Origin of the sequence: Streptomyces sp. LBL, assembly GCF_029893585.1 — a bacterium.
GTDB lineage: Bacteria > Actinomycetota > Actinomycetes > Streptomycetales > Streptomycetaceae > Streptomyces.
This window is the reverse complement of record NZ_JARXYX010000029.1, coordinates 74,567-88,552: the sequence shown is the minus strand read 5'-3', so window position 1 is coordinate 88,552 and position 13,986 is coordinate 74,567. Positions and strand designations below refer to the sequence as shown.

The following is a 13,986-nucleotide window of genomic DNA, read 5'->3' as shown; positions in this document are numbered from 1 at the left end:
GCGCAGCCGAGAGTGGGGGAGCGTGCTCTCGGCGTGCCGGGCGGAAGCCCTCGTACTGGACGTACTTGGGCTTTCGCCCGGTGCGGCGAGTGGGGGTCCCCCGGCCGAAGGCTGGGGGAGCGTGCCAGGCGTCGCGACGGGGCGAACGTTGCCTGTCGCGGCACTAGCCGGGACCAGCCGGGACTGTGTCGCCGACCTTGGCCTTGCTGATCGCTCTTGACGGGCTGAAACCAGACCAATCCACCTGTCATGGGCAGGTGTTGAACCCCATGTCACGAGAAGGTTCCCCCACGCCGTGCGCACAAAGCTTGATGCCATCTCCCTCTCCGCCGTGCTGGTGACGGTCGGCGCGTTTTCCGCGACCGCGCCTCTCACCGCGTTCGCCACCGGCTCCGCGCTCGCGCTGGCGCTGGGCCGCAACGCGCTGGGGCTCCTGACCCTCGGTCCGGTGGTCGCGCTGATCCGCCGGCGCGAGTTCGGGAAGGTCTTCCGGCGCGAGCGTTTTCTCGTACGCAAGGAGCAACGCCGGGGCGCTCTCCTGGGCGCTCTCGCCGGTACCGCGCTGGCCGCGCACTTCGCCACCTTCATGTCCAGCACCCGGATGACGAGTGTCGCCATGGCGACCGCCCTGGTCGCCACCCAGCCCGTCTGGCAGGCCCTCATCTCGACGCTGCAGGGCCACCGGCTGCCGCGCGCGACCTGGGCCGGCCTCGGCGTCTCCGTGGCGGGCGCGGCGATCGCCAGCGGTATGGACGGGCGGGCGGGCACCGAAGCGGTCGTGGGTGACGCGCTCGCCCTCGCGGGCGCGATCGCACTCGCCGGCTACACGGCGATCAGCGAACAGGCCCGGCCCGATGTCAGCACGATGGTGTACTCGGTGCTGTGCTCCTCGGTGTGCACGGTGGAACTGCTGATCCTCTGCCTCGTGACCGGAACGCCTGTGTTCGCCTTCAACGGTGGCACCTGGCTCGCCCTGTTGGGTTTGCTGATCTTTCCTCAGCTGCTCGGCCTGTTCTCCCTCAATTTCGTGCTCGGCCGGGCGCCGGCCACGGCGGTGAGCATATTGCTGCTGCTGGAGGCACCCGTGGCCGCACTGATCGCCTGGCTGTGGCTCGGCCAGCTGCCCGCTGCGACAGCGTGGCCGGGACTGCTCATGATCATGCTGGGAGTGACCGCGGTGGTGGTCGCGGACGCGCGACGCGCGGATCCGGCGACGGACACTGTCACGGACATGGACACCACAGGCGAGGTACGTGCTCTCGTCGCTTTCCCGCAGCATCCGCTCCTCGCCCTGAACCACATACCCGGTGGCGACATCCACGCCTTTCTGTGGCGCGAAGCGCACAGGGGGCGCTTCAGGGCGGTCGAGGACACCATCAGAAGTCTGGAGAACGAGGCCGTCCGCGTTCACGGCACCAAGTCCACCGAGGCGACGCACTGGATCGAGGTACGCGCCGTCGTCGCCCGTATCGCCGCGGACCACGCCCTCTCCGCCCGGCTGTGGCTGACCGCCGCCCGGTTCCACTCCTCTTCGGCGCGCCGGGATCTCCCCAGCACTCGCACCTGCCTCGACCACGCCTACCAGGAGTGGTGCAGCGTGACGGACGAAGATGTCATCGACGAACTGGCCTCGGCTTTACGGGCAATGTGCCGGCAGGACCCGTACTACAGCACGGAGATGCTTGCCGCCCTGGACAGACGCCCGCTGCACAAGCCCGTTCACTCCCATCAGGAGTGAGCACCTCAGGGGGCCGCACGAAGCTGTGCGGCCTCGTGGCGCAGTGCCCCCACGGTGGCCGTCACCTCGGGAGAGCGGTCGCGGACCGTGACGGCGACGACGGCTCGGCCGAGCCAGGCGACTGCGTGGACGACGCGCAGACCGGTCAGGGTGAAGTCCGCCATGCCGTCATCCTGACTGAACGGCGCTGACGAACGGTGCCCTCCAATACGGTCCAGGGCCATGGCGAGTGATATGACCTCCAATGACCGAACTCTTCAGAGCTACGGATCAGCAATCCGAGCGCCTTTGTCAAGCGGCCTCTGAGCCGGGCAAAAGGGGGCCGCGTCCGCCCGGTCGACGTCGGACAAACCTTGGCGCGATCGAGATCAGCGTGGCAAGGACCACGCTGGAACAGATCCTGACCAAATGCGACGGCATCCCTGGACTCGTATCCCTGGTGAGTTCCGCTTTTGATCGCCACCTGCGCCTGACGGTGAGGACAACTCCACAACCTGTCAGGCGTTGGAATCGCCTCAGACGACGTCGTGGATGTGGTGCTCGGTCAGGTCGGATGCGTGCCGGGCGACAGTGCCGTAGTCGGCATCGTCGTGGAGGACAGCCAAGCCGTGGTGGGCGGCAGTAGCGGCGATGACGAGGTCACGGCTCCACCCGTCGGCTCCGGTGTATGCAGTCGCGACGGACCCTCCAGATACCCCACAGACGATGCGGTCCGGTCAGCGCCGGCACTACGGGCTGTACGGCCCGGCTGCTGGTCACGCCCGTGCCCACAGTGTGCCCGTAAGAGCGGACAACCACGGTCAATAGTGGTGTCATCAGACGCTCACTGCTGCCGCAGCACAACGAATCTGACCAGGTCAGCGACCATACGGCCGCCCAAGCGCCGTAGCTTCCCAAGCTGAGAGTGCGAGTTCGATTCTCGTCACCCGCTCCATGATGAAACCCCAGGTCAGCGGCCTGGGGTTTGCTTGTTGTCTTGGCGATGTTCCGCGATGTCGCGATCCTGGTCGTGATCGCCGCAGCCCGCTGGCACCAAGCCCGCCACCATGACCAGCAGGTCGCCGCCGCCCACCAGGCCCTGGCCTACCTCCAGACGGCCTACGAACACGCCGCGGCTTCACCGCTGGCCGCCCTGGCCCAGCACAAGCCACCCGCCCACACCGTGGAACGCCACGCCCAGCACCTACGAGCCGTCCTGCCCGACCACGCCGAGCAAGTCCTCGACGACCCCGCCTGGCCCGCCCTGGCCGCCGCCCTCGCCCAAGCCGAGACCGCCGGCCACGACCCCCGACAACTCCTCCAACACGCCGCCGACCAGCGTGCACTGGACGACGCCCGCTCCACCGCCCGTACCCTCACCTGGCGCATCCAACGCCTCGGTGAACGCCACGCACCCGGCCCACGAGCCCAGGCACCCAATGCGCATCACGCCGTGGTGCACTCCGCCGCTCCACAGGAGCCGCAGGCGCGGCGACGCTGATCACCCTTGCGCCCGACCGCCACCATCCGGCCTGGGTGCCGGAGGTTTGCGGTGCTTGCCGGTGCCGGAGCCGAGCGGCTTCGGCACCGGACCTGGGGGCGACGGCTCGTCGGCCTCCGGGTACAGGATGGCTTTTGCCAGGCCGGGGCGCCGGTGGCGACCCGGGCGGTCGGCGAGGTTGCCGGGTCTGGACACGGGCGTGCGGGGCAGACTGGAGCCGCTGCGGGGGAAGTTGACCAAGCTCCCTGAGCGGGGCTGGCTGCGCAAGCTTCCCGACGGCCGCTTCATCATGCGCCTGTGACCAGCACGGCTGCCGGCGGTCGTCGCGAGGAGTGATCCGGGGGCGTAACTGCCGTGTCCTCGGCGGTCGTTGAGGTTGTGACTCTGTTGGTGAATTGCCTGCCGGGGTGCGGGGCGGCCCGGCATGATCGTTGGTGCGGTCGTTCTGTCTGCTCCGGCCGTAGGGGGTCGGTGCAGTGTCCATGCGACCGGGGGAATTGCCGCCTGTTCCTGAACAGACCGCCAGGACGGCTCGCGCCGCCTTCCCTGGTGGCAGCCTGCCCATGCGCCTGCGTGACCACCTTGCCGAGGTCTTCGACGACTCGTTGTTCGCCGATGCAAGCGGGACGCCGACGACGAGGGCATCTACTCCGCCACCGCCCTCAACATCGTCCGCCTCGACGCCTGGTGGACCACCGACCCCCTACGCAAGCCTCGCACCAGCCGACTCGAGCGCCTCAGCCACCAACTCGCCGGCTGACGAATTCAGCAACAGAGTCATCGAACGTGTCAAAACAGGGTCCCTACGGCCGAGAGAGTGCAGCGGGTCGATCGCAGAGATGTGGCAGTAGTGGAACGGGTTGCGATGAGAAGGCGAAGTCGCCGGCGGCCGCCCCCTGTGTCGGCCCGGTCTCGTTGGGTGGCGCGGCGCGGTCATCGCTTCCGCATAAGCGCCTAGCTCCGGCTGTCGGCCCCGTCCCGTGGGGATTCCGGAGTCTCGATGCGTCCCGCCTGCCGTGTGGTGGGAATAGCTGTCGGGACGCCGGTCTGGGCGAGTAGGCACAGCGCTGCCGCTGACGTGGTGCCGGCGTCGGCGGTCGCCACGACTATGCGCAGGCCCTCCTCCTGCGGGACGTTCAGGGTCTGGAGGTTGAGCTGCATGCGGCCTACCAGCGGATGGTGCATGCGGTACGTCGCAAGGTCCCACTTCCTGACCCGGTGCTCGGACCACATCGTGGCGAACTCCGCGCTCTTCATGGCCAGTTCACCGATCAGCGCGGCCAGCCGAGGATCGTCCGGATGCTGTCCGACGGCGAGCCGCAGCTTCCCCACCACGTCCCTGGCCTTCTTCGGCCAGTCCACGTACAGGTCCCGGGTGTGCGCGTCCAGGAAGACCAGCCGAGCCGTGTTCGGGCGCTGGTCGGGCTGATCGGGGATGTGCGGGTCCAGATGCCCGGCGAACAGTGCGTGTCCCGTGCGGTTCCAGGCCAGTACGTCGCTGCGGCGCCCGAGCACGATCGCGGGCGCGTCGCCGAACGCGCCGAGCAGCTGCTGGGTCGTGTCACCCGCCCGCTCCGGCGCGGGCCTGCGCCGGGTGCCGGTGCGGCGCGAGGCGCGGGCCAGGTCGTGCAGGTGGGCCCGCTCCACCTCGTCCAGCCCGAGGGCACGAGCCAGCGCGTCCAGCACCTCCGGTGACGCGTTGAGCGAGAGCCCCTGCTCCAGCCGCGTGTAGTAGGACAGGCCCACCCCGGCGAGCTGTGCCAGCTCGTCACGGCGCAGACCCGGCACGCGACGGCGTTCCCCGAAATCCGGGAGTCCCACGTCCGCCGGCTGCAACTGCGACCGGCGCATCTTGAGGAACTCCCCCAACCGCGGCTTCTTGTCCATGCGCCGAGTATCGATCACCGGGACGCCAGGCAGCCTGCCCCTGGTAAGGGCAGGCTGCGAGCGGCCGGCGCCAGCACACTCGGAGCCCACGAGCAGGACGCAGAGTCGGCCCCCGGAACGGAACACGGGCGGGGGTCAACCGGCGTCACCGGCCCGGAACCCGGCACGGCGGCTTCGCCGTCCACGCGGTCCCGGCTTCGGCTCGGCCCGACTCACTTGGCCACGGCATCCCCGCCCACCACGTCCCGGACGCGATGTCCGGCGTACCGGCCGGACCGCGTCTCACGAAAGGGAAACAACATGTCTGCGCTGTACACCACCGAGGCCCTGTCGACCGGTGACGGTCGCAACGGCGAAGTCCGGTCCCTCGACGGCGTCCTGGATGAAGTCCTGGCGGTCCCGAAGGAGATGGGCGGCCCCGGCGGCGACAGGACCAACCCGGAGCAGCTCTTTGCCGCCGGATACGCCGCCTGCTTCCACAACGGACTCCGCCTGATCGCGCGCGGACAGGGGGTCGAACTGCCGGCCTCGACCGTGCAGTCGAAGGTGAGCCTGCTGGCGCGGGAGGCCGGCGGTTTCACCCTGGCCGTGTCGCTGACCGCGCACCTGCCGGGCCTGGAACAGTCCACCGCCGACCAGTTGATGAAGGCCACCCATGAAGTGTGCCCGTACTCCAACGCCACCCGGGGGAACATCGAGGTGACCCTCACGGCCACGGTCCAGTAAGGGACTTCGGACGGCCGACGCCCCCGAAGAAACTCAGCGGCTGCCGCCGCCGCGTGGTGGCGGCAGCCGTGCCCACCAGGCCCGTTGGCCACCACAGCCGGGGGCTGTTCGGCCGGTGAGGACTCTCCCCGTCGGGTCGCCCGGCAACCTCGGCTCACGTCGGCGCCGAACCGTCTCACTTCCGCCGGCGAAGCCCTGAGCCGCCGCCCCGACTTCCCAGAAACCGCGTGCCCAGTGACCAATATCGGACATACCGCGGACGGCGGTACGAAGGCGTGAAGTCCAGGCTCGATCCGCTGTCCATGGCGGCGATGGCGGTCACCGTGGTCTCCGTCGCGGCCACCGCCCCGCTCACCGCCGCCGCCTCCGCCTCGCCGCTCGCCATGGCCTTCTGGCGCAACTGCCTGGGCTTCGCCGTACTCGGACCTCTCCTGCTGCCACGAGCGCATGCGGCAGGTTGAGAGCGGCAGGTCAGATGGGCAACGAGGCCCCCGAGCAGCGTGGTTGAGACGTCAGGCATCTCGATCGGCAGCCCCGGGGGCCTCGCTCGTTGCGGTCTGTGGAGCGTCACCCGATCGGTGGCCAACCCGAAGAAGCTCACTGCCCCGCCGTCGAACCTTACGCCGTGGGCCGGGACAACTCCCGGGCCGTTTCGAGCAGAGCCTTGACGGGGGCGCTCACGGCATGTCCGGCGGGCACGGCCAGCGACAGCGCGAGACTGGGTGCGTCGGAAGCGAGGGGGACCGCGCGGATCTCGTCCTCGGTGATGAACGACATCGGGCCGAGGGCTATTCCGAGTCCGTGTTTGACGAGGGAGGCCAGGCCGGCCGCGTCGCCGATCTCGTAGGCGATCTTGCGGGTGAGTCCGGCGCGGGCGAAGGCCGTGTCGGTCGCCAGGCGGTTGCCCCAGGTGGTCGGGGTCTCGATGAACGGCTGGTCCACCAGCTCCACCAGCTCCACCTGGTCGCGTTCGGCGAGAGGATGGTCGGCGCGGCACAGCAGCTGGATCTTCTCCGACGCCAGGACATGCAGGTCGAGTCCGGCCGTGGCTTCGGGCGGGAGGATCACGAAGGCGACGTCGAGGCGTCTTTTGCGCAGGTCTTCCGCGTGTCTGACGCTGCCGGCGGCCTGTACGGACACGGTCACGCCGGGATGTTTGGCGCGGAACTCCGCGATGAGCGGGGCCGGTTGGACGACGATGTGCCGGGGGGTCTGGATCAGCCCGAGTCGGACCTCGCCGCGCAGTCCGCCGCGCAACTGTTCGAGCACATGCTGGGCCTCCTGCGCAGCGGCGAGCGTTCGCCTGGCCTCGGGCAGGAACAGCCGGCCTGCTTCGGTCAGATGCACGTGGTGGGTCGTGCGCTCGAACAGCTCCACCCCCAACTGCCGTTCCAGGTTCCGTACTGAGGCCGAGACCGCCGACTGCACTCTGTTCAGTCGGGCCGCCGCGCGGGTGAAGCTCGCCTCGTCCGCGACGACGACGAACGCCCTGATCTGCCGTAGCTCCATCGTCGACCTTTCATCACGATCTGCGATAAGCGATAGCGATCATATTCGTTTCCGATGTCGTCCGGTCTGCCTGATCATGGTGCGGGGGAAGGCCATGAAGCCCGGCTTGACGGAACGGCCCGGGGTATCCCAAAGGAAGAGGCTCCTTTCATGACACGAGTCGTTGTCGCTGCGTCACCGATCTACGGGCATTTCGCGCCGATGCGTGGGATCGCCGCCGATCTGGTGCGGCGCGGTCACCAGGTCACCGTGACCACGGGCTCGAACTATCGCGAGGCGGTGGAGGCGGTCGGCGCCGAGTTCGCGCCATTGCTGGGTGCGGCCGACTTCGACGGCGACGACGTGCCGGCGCTGTTCCCGGAGATTCTCTCGATCGCGCCGGGGCCGGAGCAGATAGCTTTCGGGCTGCGACACCTGTTCATCGATCCGGTTCCGGATCAGCACCGCACAGTACAGGGGCTGCTCGCGGCGGCCGACGGCGAGCCGGTGGTGCTGTTGCACGAGACGGGTTTCCTCGGAGCGTGGCCGGTACTGCTCGGGGCGGCGGGGGCACGGCCGGCCGCGGTGGTCGGGCTCGGGGTGGTGCCGTTGACGATCAGCAGTCAGGACACCGCGCCGTTCGGACTCGGGCTCCCGCCGGACAGCTCGCCGGAGGGCAGGGAGCGCAACCGGGCGGCGAACACGATGGTGCAGGAGACACTGTTCGGTTCGACGCAGGAGCACCTGGTGAAGATGCTCGCCTCCTGCGGGGCGACAGAGCAGGCACCGTTCGTCATGGACGGGATGTCACGCTTGCCGGACCGGTTCCTGCAGCTGTCGATCGCGCAGCTGGACTATCCGCGCGGCGACCTGCCGGACTCGATCCGCTACGTCGGCGCGTTGCCTGCCGGGGCGGGCCGGAAGGCGGACCTTCCGACGTGGTGGGACGAGGTCGCGTCAGCGCGCCGCGTGGTCGTGGTGTCTCAAGGGACCGCGGCGAACGTCGACTTCACCGAGCTGGTCCAGCCGACGCTCGATGCCCTGTCCGATCTGGACGTGCTGGTGGTCGCGACGCTGGGACGTGACGCCGAGCTGGAGAGGGTGCCGGCGAACGCCCGAGTCGCTGAGTTCATCCCCTTCGGGGATCTGCTGCCGCATACCGACGTCCTGGTGAGCAACGGCGGATTCGGCGGGGTGCAGCAGGCACTCGGCCACGGCGTGCCGATGGTCCTGGCCGGCCAGACGGAGGACAAGGCCGAGGTGACGGCACGTGCCGCGTGGGTGGGCGCTGCGATCAACCTGGCCACACAGCGCCCGGAGGCGCAGGACGTGCGCGTGGCGGTCGAGAGGGTGCTGACCGAGACGGCCTATCGAGAGCGCGCCGCGGAGCTGGCGGCGGAGTACGCCCGGCACGACGCGCTGACCGCGATACACGAAACCGTGACCGAACTCGGCCGGTAGACGGAGCGCTTTCAGTACGGCCACTGATCGGGTGATGCTGGTGGTGTGGGCAACGCACGTGGCTCCCGTGCCGTTGGGGGAGGCGTTCGATGTCCGGGGTGCGTCCCGCCAGCCGCAGGGGCAGCGTGATGTTGTCCTCGATGGTGAGGGAGGGGATCAGGTTGTAGGTCTGGAACACGAACCCGATGCGCTCACGGCGCAGTTCGGTGCGGCGGGTCTCGTTCAGCCCGGCGATCTCGTGACCGTCGATTCGGATGCTGCCGGACGTCGGGGAGTCAAAACCCGCGGCGCAGCGCATCAGCGTGCTCTTGCCGGAGCCCGAGGGGCCCATCACGGCGAGGAACATGCCGCGTTCCACGGTCAGCGACACCTCGTCGAGGGCGCGTACGCCTCCCGGGTACTCCTTGCCGACCCGGTCCAGAACGATGGCCGGCGCGGGTGTGTGATCCGCGGTCGTGGCCGGGCGCGGGGCGCTGGCACAGGCGGGCCTCATCGACGGCCTCGCAGGTTGCGCACGATGAGGATTCCGCCGCAGAGCACGGTGACCGCGCCGCAGGCCAGGTGCACCCAGGTGTTCGCCTCGCCGTAGGAGGCCGCCATGTTGGCGACCGCGCTGATCACCACCAGGATCCACAGCAGCGAGCGGGCGATCTCCCCGCGGGTGAGGGCGGGCGACGGTGCGCCGGGTGCTGCGTCGGCACCGGTCAGGCGGTAGGGGTCGTTGTTCGGCATGGGGGCTTCCTCCTGAGGTCGGCTGTCGTCACCGACGCTATGGATCGCGGCCCCCCTCGGCCGATCCCGTAGCCCGCCCGGTTCGAGGTACAGCAGGCTGTACTCCTCGGCCCCCGGGCTGACGGCGAACGGTCCACCGGCATAAGGTCCTTCGCGACGAAGGGAGGACGTATGGCCATCCACCAGGACGCCGCGGCCGGTGAGCGGAGTACGGGGCTCAAGGACAACGTCGTACGGGCCCTGAGCGCCACCGGCATCGCGATCGCGCAGCTCGCATCCGGACTCAATACCGCGTTCCTGGCCGTTCTCGTGCTGCTCTGGCTGGCCGTCACCGCCGTGACGAGCCTGGTCGGCGTGGGGCTGCTCATGGTGCCCGTCGTGCTGCGCGCCCTGCACTCCCTGGCCGGACAGGAGCGCGAACGGCTCGGCCGCTGGGGCTCCGAGGTCGTCGCCCCCGAGCCTCCGCCGACGCAGCTGCGGGCCGCTCTCGTCGGCGACCGCGGGCACCCCCGACGAGGCACTATCTGCATCGCGTTGACATCGTAGACGGTTAGATCAACCCCCAGTTCGACGAGTTCGCGATCCAGTCTTCCGTTAATGTAGTGCGATCTCGGGTATTCGTCATTCGTGTAACCTAGAAGGTGGTGGGCATACTCGTGAGCTAGCGCGAACTCTTCGATGGAGCGGACGCCTCTATGGTAAGAGTCTTCGTCGCGGGACGCTGGGAGTTCACCAAGCAGCTGATGCGCAGGAAATACCCCTTCAGATTGCCACGTTCTGCGCTCTTTGTTTGCGATCAGAATAGGCTCGAAACCCTCGTTACCTATTTCCTGTAGCAGCATCATGGCAATCTCTTCGTCGTCGTCTTCTGTATAGTCCAGCATGACGGAGCCTAAAGCGGGTGTCGCAGGTTCGAATCCTGCCGGGGGCACTTGCCTAGGAACAGCGGGGATTGCCGCACACCAGGCCAACGACGCTTTGTGTTACCGAGAAGGCCGGATCGCGGCGACGGTTCCCCGCGGGCTACCTCGCTACCGGGGGAGATGCCCCGTGGCTGGGGCCGTCGTCGACACGCCGGCTACTCAGGCATTCTGTACGGCCTGGGCGGTATCGGGATCTACAGGTTCGCGTCGACGAACCACATGCGCCACCCTGAGGGCACGGAAAACCCGCCCAGTCGCACAGGCTTCCCGGCGAGGCGACGAGGCGGGCACGAACCCTTTGGAGGTCCAGGAATGAGTCTGTCCCCTACACCATGGAGCTTGTCAAACCCCAACTTGAGGCCTTGGGGCGTCACAGTTGTCGTGGTCGTAGTGATCACCTGGCATGCGGTCGCTGACGTGGCGACCACCTTCGTCAATGTTCTAGAGCTGATGACGGCTCTCTGCGCGGGAGCGGTACAGCAACGGTGTACCGCAACCACCCCGACCATCAGCGAACGCCTATAGCCACCAGAGGCCAACTGAGCGGGCCTGCAAACCTCAGCGACCTACCTGCCCGTAGTTCGGGACGAAGAGGTCGTGCCAGATCCGTGCCAGGTCGTGCGGGGGACCACGGGGAATGGCGGGGAACACGAGTCGGCTCGCCACGTCTCACAGCAGCTTCGCCGGAGGTCAGAGCAGCAACTACCGCCAAAGAACCCGAGCTTCCCAAGCTGAGAGTGCGAGTTCGATTCTCGTCACCCGCTCTTTTTGAAGCCCCAGGTCAGCGGCCTGGGGCTGTTTCATTGGGAAGCCTTTGCTGCGTTTTGCGAGTACTCCTGTACCCCGAGATGGGGCACGCAGCGGGCACGCGCGCCTTGAGAGGGCGCCCCCATCACGTCGCAGCGTGGCGCTGACCTGCACTTTCACGTAGATGAGCCGGAGGCGAGCCCTCAGCCCGCTGTTCCTGGGCGATGGCGGACACCCGTCCTGCATGTCTTCGTCGTGGGCGGCGCCCAAACCCCTTGTGGAAGCAGGCACTTGACCGCTTTGGGTCCTGCGTCAGAGCGGGAGGTCGTCGGGGAGTACACGGAACGCCTTGTAACGGCCCAGCGGGCGTACGGCCCGGAAGTCTCGTCGGTCCAGGGTGAGAATCGCGTCCGTGTCGTAGTCGGCGGCAAGCGCCACGTTCACCGCGTCGGCGAGGTCGAGGTCCAGCGCGCGGTAACGGACACGGACGGACTGGGCTGCGCCCAGGTGGTCTTCCGTGATCTCCGGCAGGACGACACGACCCCGGCTCATCCAGCGCCGCAGGTCGTCGACCGCGCCTAGGGCAGCCGCCCTGCCGAGCTCACGCGTCGCCACGTGATCCAGTTCGGCCAACAGGAGCGGAGACATGACCAGCAGGCCCGCCGCCATGATCGCCTCGTTCGCCGCCCCATGTTCTGGATGAGCCGAGTCCAGCGCTGCCAGAAGGCCGGACGTATCGGCGATGACAATGATCACGCGGCGGATCCGGAACCCGAGCCGGTCTCACGCCGGACGGCCTCGGCGACCGTGTCGCGGACCTCCGACCTGGGCAGCGTGCGCCCCGGCCCCTCGAAGGTGCGTGAGAACAGTGGCTCGTCCCAGACCCGGTTCGCCATGGCTGCAAGGTGGATGCCCTGGCGGATGATCTCGGCCTCGCTTATACCCCGGCGCTTGGCGGCCTCCTTGATGATCGCCAGGTCCTCGGGGTCCGCGTAGACGTTCGTGCGCTTCATGGACATGTACCAAGAGTAGTCCATGTACCGGATTGATGTATCCGGCACGCCTCATCCATACCCGGTCAGACGCCTGGGCTCACGCCAGCGGACGCCCGACGCCGAAGAACCTCACCAAGCGGGAGCGCGTTCTGGTCGCAAGGCGGTAGGCGGCGGTGACGTCCTGGTAGTCCTGACCGGGGACGACCGGGTCCGGTAGGTGGGTGCGATCGCTGTGGCTCGTCGACTCCCGTTTCCCGGTGCCGGGGAAGCGGACGGCTGTCTGGGGTCCCTGCGTGAAGCGGAGACGTTCGGCGTGGACCGTCGACCGGAACGAGATGTCCCCCACCGGGCTCCCGACTCCCGTGCCTCGCGTTCAGGGCGGCTCCTCCGACCCCCTGCCGACGTGAAGGCGACTGGACCTTGGTGGCAGCTTCCCGTCCTCTCCGCGCACCCGGCGCGTGCGGGTGCCGCCTTGGCTCCGGCCGGCTCGACTCCGCTCTCCCTTCGCGCCCTTCGCGCCCTTCGCGCCCTTCGCGCCCTTGCGCACCGCACGCGGCTCGGCCGGCTCGGCCCCTTCCCCGGTGGCGTTCGCCGTCTCGGCAGCGTCCGCAACGGCGTGGCCGCCGTCCCGTGCCGTGTCCCCCGCCGCTTCCGTCTCTCCCGCGGCCTGTCCGGCCACGCTCCCGGCGGTGCGGCCCACCGCCTCTCCGGCGCTTCCGACGGTCCGGCTCGTCTCATGTCCGACGCCCTCCACCGCACGCCCGGCACCACCGCCCACGTCCTGAACGGCCTTTCCGGCACCCTGCCCCACATCCCGTACGGCGGTCCCCGCGCCCTGGCCGACCTCCTGGACGGCCCTCCCGGCTCCCTGCCCCACATCCTGCGCCACGGACCCGACGCCCCGGCCCACGTCCTGTACGGCAGCTCCGGCGCCCTGCCCCACATCCCGTACGGCGGTCCCCGCGCCCTGGCCGACCTCCTGGACGGCCTTTCCGGCACCCGTACCCAGCTCCCCCACGGCCTGGCGGGCTCCGCCGCCGACGTCCTGCACGGCGGACCCGATTCCACGCGCCAGTTCATGCAGGATCTCCGGGTTGCGGTCGAGCGTGGTGAGCACTCGGTCGATGATCTGTGCGACGTGGTGGAGACGCACCTTGAGCTGAGCCTGTGCCTCGACGCCCGAGATGCCCAGGTGCACCCGGCCGAGTGTGACGTCGGCGCCCACATTCAGTTTGAGCAGATCCAGCACCTCGGCCTGCAGCGAGACATGCGCCCGCAGGTCCTCGACGTCCAGGTCGATCTCGTCGACCTTCAGGATCGGAACGTCGAGGAAGACGTCAGGGTTCGCACCGGCTGCGTCCTCCTCGTCGTAGGGCACCGGCTCCTCTTCGTACGATGCCGACTCCTCGCCGTCATCCTCGAGGTCGGCGTACTCGTCACTGTCCTCAGCGTCGACTTCGTCACCGTGCTCGTCGTCGTACTCCTCGACGGAGCCCTCGTCGTTCTCGGCGTTGCCGCGCATCGCCACGCCTCCGCAGATTTGGCGTATGTGTTTCTACCATTTTTATCCACTATGGGAATCGGTGCGCGGTCAGCACCGTTCGTCCCCGCGAGGGTGATGACCGCCAGGCGTGCTGGATGTCGGGCTTGTCACCTTGAGCCATGTGGCGAAGCCGCCTTCGCGATGAGGCCTGCGCCAGATGCGTGCCAGGTCGTACGGGGAACCACGGTGAACAGCGGGGAGCCGGAGCCCATCCCGCGTCCACCCAGCGCCTGCGCCCCTCCGCCGCAGGTCAGGCCCGCCGCCAC

The 13,986-nt window shown here is 68.6% G+C and carries 13 protein-coding genes and 3 pseudogenes; 6 read left to right on the top strand and 10 right to left on the bottom strand.

The genetic code is table 11. The features are described 5' to 3' along the window. Window positions 1-295 precede the first annotated feature (295 nt). Window positions 296-1,738, top strand: a complete 1,443-nt coding sequence (locus M2271_RS30500; RefSeq protein ID WP_280890610.1) for a DMT family transporter — start codon at window positions 296-298, stop codon at window positions 1,736-1,738. 5 nt (window positions 1,739-1,743) lie between these two features. On the opposite strand, the gene M2271_RS30495 is transcribed toward M2271_RS30500, so the two are convergent. Together M2271_RS30495 and M2271_RS42615 are read right to left on the bottom strand one after the other, a co-directional pair. Continuing rightward, entirely contained in the window at window positions 1,744-1,902 is a 159-nt protein-coding gene (locus tag M2271_RS30495) for a hypothetical protein (RefSeq protein ID WP_280890609.1), read from the bottom strand. Between the two features lie 351 nt (window positions 1,903-2,253). Continuing rightward, window positions 2,254-2,385 (bottom strand): annotated as a pseudogene (locus tag M2271_RS42615) (VapC toxin family PIN domain ribonuclease); the annotation flags it as partial. A gap of 329 nt (window positions 2,386-2,714) precedes the next feature. Here M2271_RS42615 and M2271_RS30490 point away from each other — a divergent pair. Next, window positions 2,715-3,218 (top strand): annotated as a pseudogene (locus tag M2271_RS30490) (mobilization protein); the annotation flags it as partial. Between the two features lie 954 nt (window positions 3,219-4,172). Here the strand turns inward: M2271_RS30490 and M2271_RS30485 are convergent. After that, window positions 4,173-5,105: a helix-turn-helix transcriptional regulator gene (locus M2271_RS30485; protein WP_280890608.1), complete on the bottom strand. Its 933-nt coding sequence runs from the start codon at window positions 5,103-5,105 to the stop codon at window positions 4,173-4,175. A 300-nt stretch (window positions 5,106-5,405) separates the two neighbouring features. On the opposite strand from M2271_RS30485, the gene M2271_RS30480 reads away from it, so the two are divergent. Both M2271_RS30480 and M2271_RS30475 read left to right on the top strand, forming a co-directional pair. Further along, window positions 5,406-5,831 carry an organic hydroperoxide resistance protein gene (locus M2271_RS30480; RefSeq protein WP_280890607.1) on the top strand — a complete coding sequence of 142 codons (426 nt, stop codon included), beginning with the start codon at window positions 5,406-5,408 and terminating at the stop codon, window positions 5,829-5,831. A gap of 275 nt (window positions 5,832-6,106) precedes the next feature. Beyond that, window positions 6,107-6,292 (top strand): hypothetical protein, encoded by a 186-nt coding sequence (locus tag M2271_RS30475; RefSeq protein WP_280890606.1) that lies wholly within the window; start codon window positions 6,107-6,109, stop codon window positions 6,290-6,292. A 157-nt stretch (window positions 6,293-6,449) separates the two neighbouring features. On the opposite strand, the gene M2271_RS30470 is transcribed toward M2271_RS30475, so the two are convergent. Next, on the bottom strand, window positions 6,450-7,340 hold the full coding sequence (locus tag M2271_RS30470) for a LysR family transcriptional regulator (protein ID WP_280890605.1): 891 nt from the start codon (window positions 7,338-7,340) through the stop codon (window positions 6,450-6,452). Between the two features lie 150 nt (window positions 7,341-7,490). On the opposite strand from M2271_RS30470, the gene M2271_RS42610 reads away from it, so the two are divergent. Then, window positions 7,491-8,780 (top strand): nucleotide disphospho-sugar-binding domain-containing protein, encoded by a 1,290-nt coding sequence (locus tag M2271_RS42610; RefSeq protein WP_348539200.1) that lies wholly within the window; start codon window positions 7,491-7,493, stop codon window positions 8,778-8,780. Window positions 8,781-8,841: 61 nt separating this feature from the next. Here the strand turns inward: M2271_RS42610 and M2271_RS30460 are convergent. Together M2271_RS30460 and M2271_RS30455 are read right to left on the bottom strand one after the other, a co-directional pair. After that, window positions 8,842-9,273 (bottom strand): annotated as a pseudogene (locus M2271_RS30460) (ATP-binding cassette domain-containing protein); the annotation flags it as partial. Beyond that, complete coding sequence (locus M2271_RS30455; RefSeq protein ID WP_280890603.1) at window positions 9,270-9,512, bottom strand: hypothetical protein; 243 nt, start codon at window positions 9,510-9,512, stop codon at window positions 9,270-9,272. The pseudogene M2271_RS30460 and the gene M2271_RS30455, both read right to left, overlap by 4 nt. 171 nt (window positions 9,513-9,683) lie before the next feature. On the opposite strand from M2271_RS30455, the gene M2271_RS30450 reads away from it, so the two are divergent. Continuing rightward, window positions 9,684-10,058, top strand: coding sequence for a sensor domain-containing protein (locus tag M2271_RS30450; RefSeq protein ID WP_280890602.1), 375 nt, complete (start codon window positions 9,684-9,686; stop codon window positions 10,056-10,058). Window positions 10,059-11,494: 1,436 nt separating this feature from the next. Here the strand turns inward: M2271_RS30450 and M2271_RS30445 are convergent. The 4 genes from M2271_RS30445 to M2271_RS30430 all read right to left on the bottom strand — a co-directional run bounded on the left by M2271_RS30445 (window position 11,495) and on the right by M2271_RS30430 (window position 13,699). Next, the gene (locus M2271_RS30445; protein WP_280890601.1) at window positions 11,495-11,938 is read right to left on the bottom strand and encodes a PIN domain-containing protein; all 444 of its coding nucleotides are present in this window, start codon (window positions 11,936-11,938) and stop codon (window positions 11,495-11,497) included. Continuing rightward, entirely contained in the window at window positions 11,935-12,201 is a 267-nt protein-coding gene (locus M2271_RS30440; RefSeq protein WP_240865240.1) for a CopG family transcriptional regulator, read from the bottom strand. Before M2271_RS30440 ends, M2271_RS30445 begins: the two co-directional genes overlap by 4 nt. A gap of 73 nt (window positions 12,202-12,274) precedes the next feature. Further along, window positions 12,275-12,523, bottom strand: coding sequence for a hypothetical protein (locus tag M2271_RS30435; RefSeq protein WP_280890600.1), 249 nt, complete (start codon window positions 12,521-12,523; stop codon window positions 12,275-12,277). A gap of 27 nt (window positions 12,524-12,550) precedes the next feature. Continuing rightward, window positions 12,551-13,699: a hypothetical protein gene (locus M2271_RS30430; protein ID WP_280890599.1), complete on the bottom strand. Its 1,149-nt coding sequence runs from the start codon at window positions 13,697-13,699 to the stop codon at window positions 12,551-12,553. Window positions 13,700-13,986: the final 287 nt, after the last annotated feature.

What these genes read in the sequence shown, in the direction of transcription:
- M2271_RS30440 (WP_240865240.1), bottom strand. Translation starts at nt 12,201, where the DNA reads ATGTCCATGAAGCGCACGAACGTCTACGCGGACCCCGAGGACCTGGCG.
- M2271_RS42610 (WP_348539200.1), top strand. Translation starts at nt 7,491, where the DNA reads ATGACACGAGTCGTTGTCGCTGCGTCACCGATCTACGGGCATTTCGCG.
- M2271_RS30480 (WP_280890607.1), top strand. Translation starts at nt 5,406, where the DNA reads ATGTCTGCGCTGTACACCACCGAGGCCCTGTCGACCGGTGACGGTCGC.
- M2271_RS30495 (WP_280890609.1), bottom strand. Translation starts at nt 1,902, where the DNA reads ATGGCGGACTTCACCCTGACCGGTCTGCGCGTCGTCCACGCAGTCGCC.
- M2271_RS30470 (WP_280890605.1), bottom strand. Translation starts at nt 7,340, where the DNA reads ATGGAGCTACGGCAGATCAGGGCGTTCGTCGTCGTCGCGGACGAGGCG.
- M2271_RS30430 (WP_280890599.1), bottom strand. Translation starts at nt 13,699, where the DNA reads ATGCGCGGCAACGCCGAGAACGACGAGGGCTCCGTCGAGGAGTACGAC.
- M2271_RS30455 (WP_280890603.1), bottom strand. Translation starts at nt 9,512, where the DNA reads ATGCCGAACAACGACCCCTACCGCCTGACCGGTGCCGACGCAGCACCC.
- M2271_RS30485 (WP_280890608.1), bottom strand. Translation starts at nt 5,105, where the DNA reads ATGGACAAGAAGCCGCGGTTGGGGGAGTTCCTCAAGATGCGCCGGTCG.
- M2271_RS30450 (WP_280890602.1), top strand. Translation starts at nt 9,684, where the DNA reads ATGGCCATCCACCAGGACGCCGCGGCCGGTGAGCGGAGTACGGGGCTC.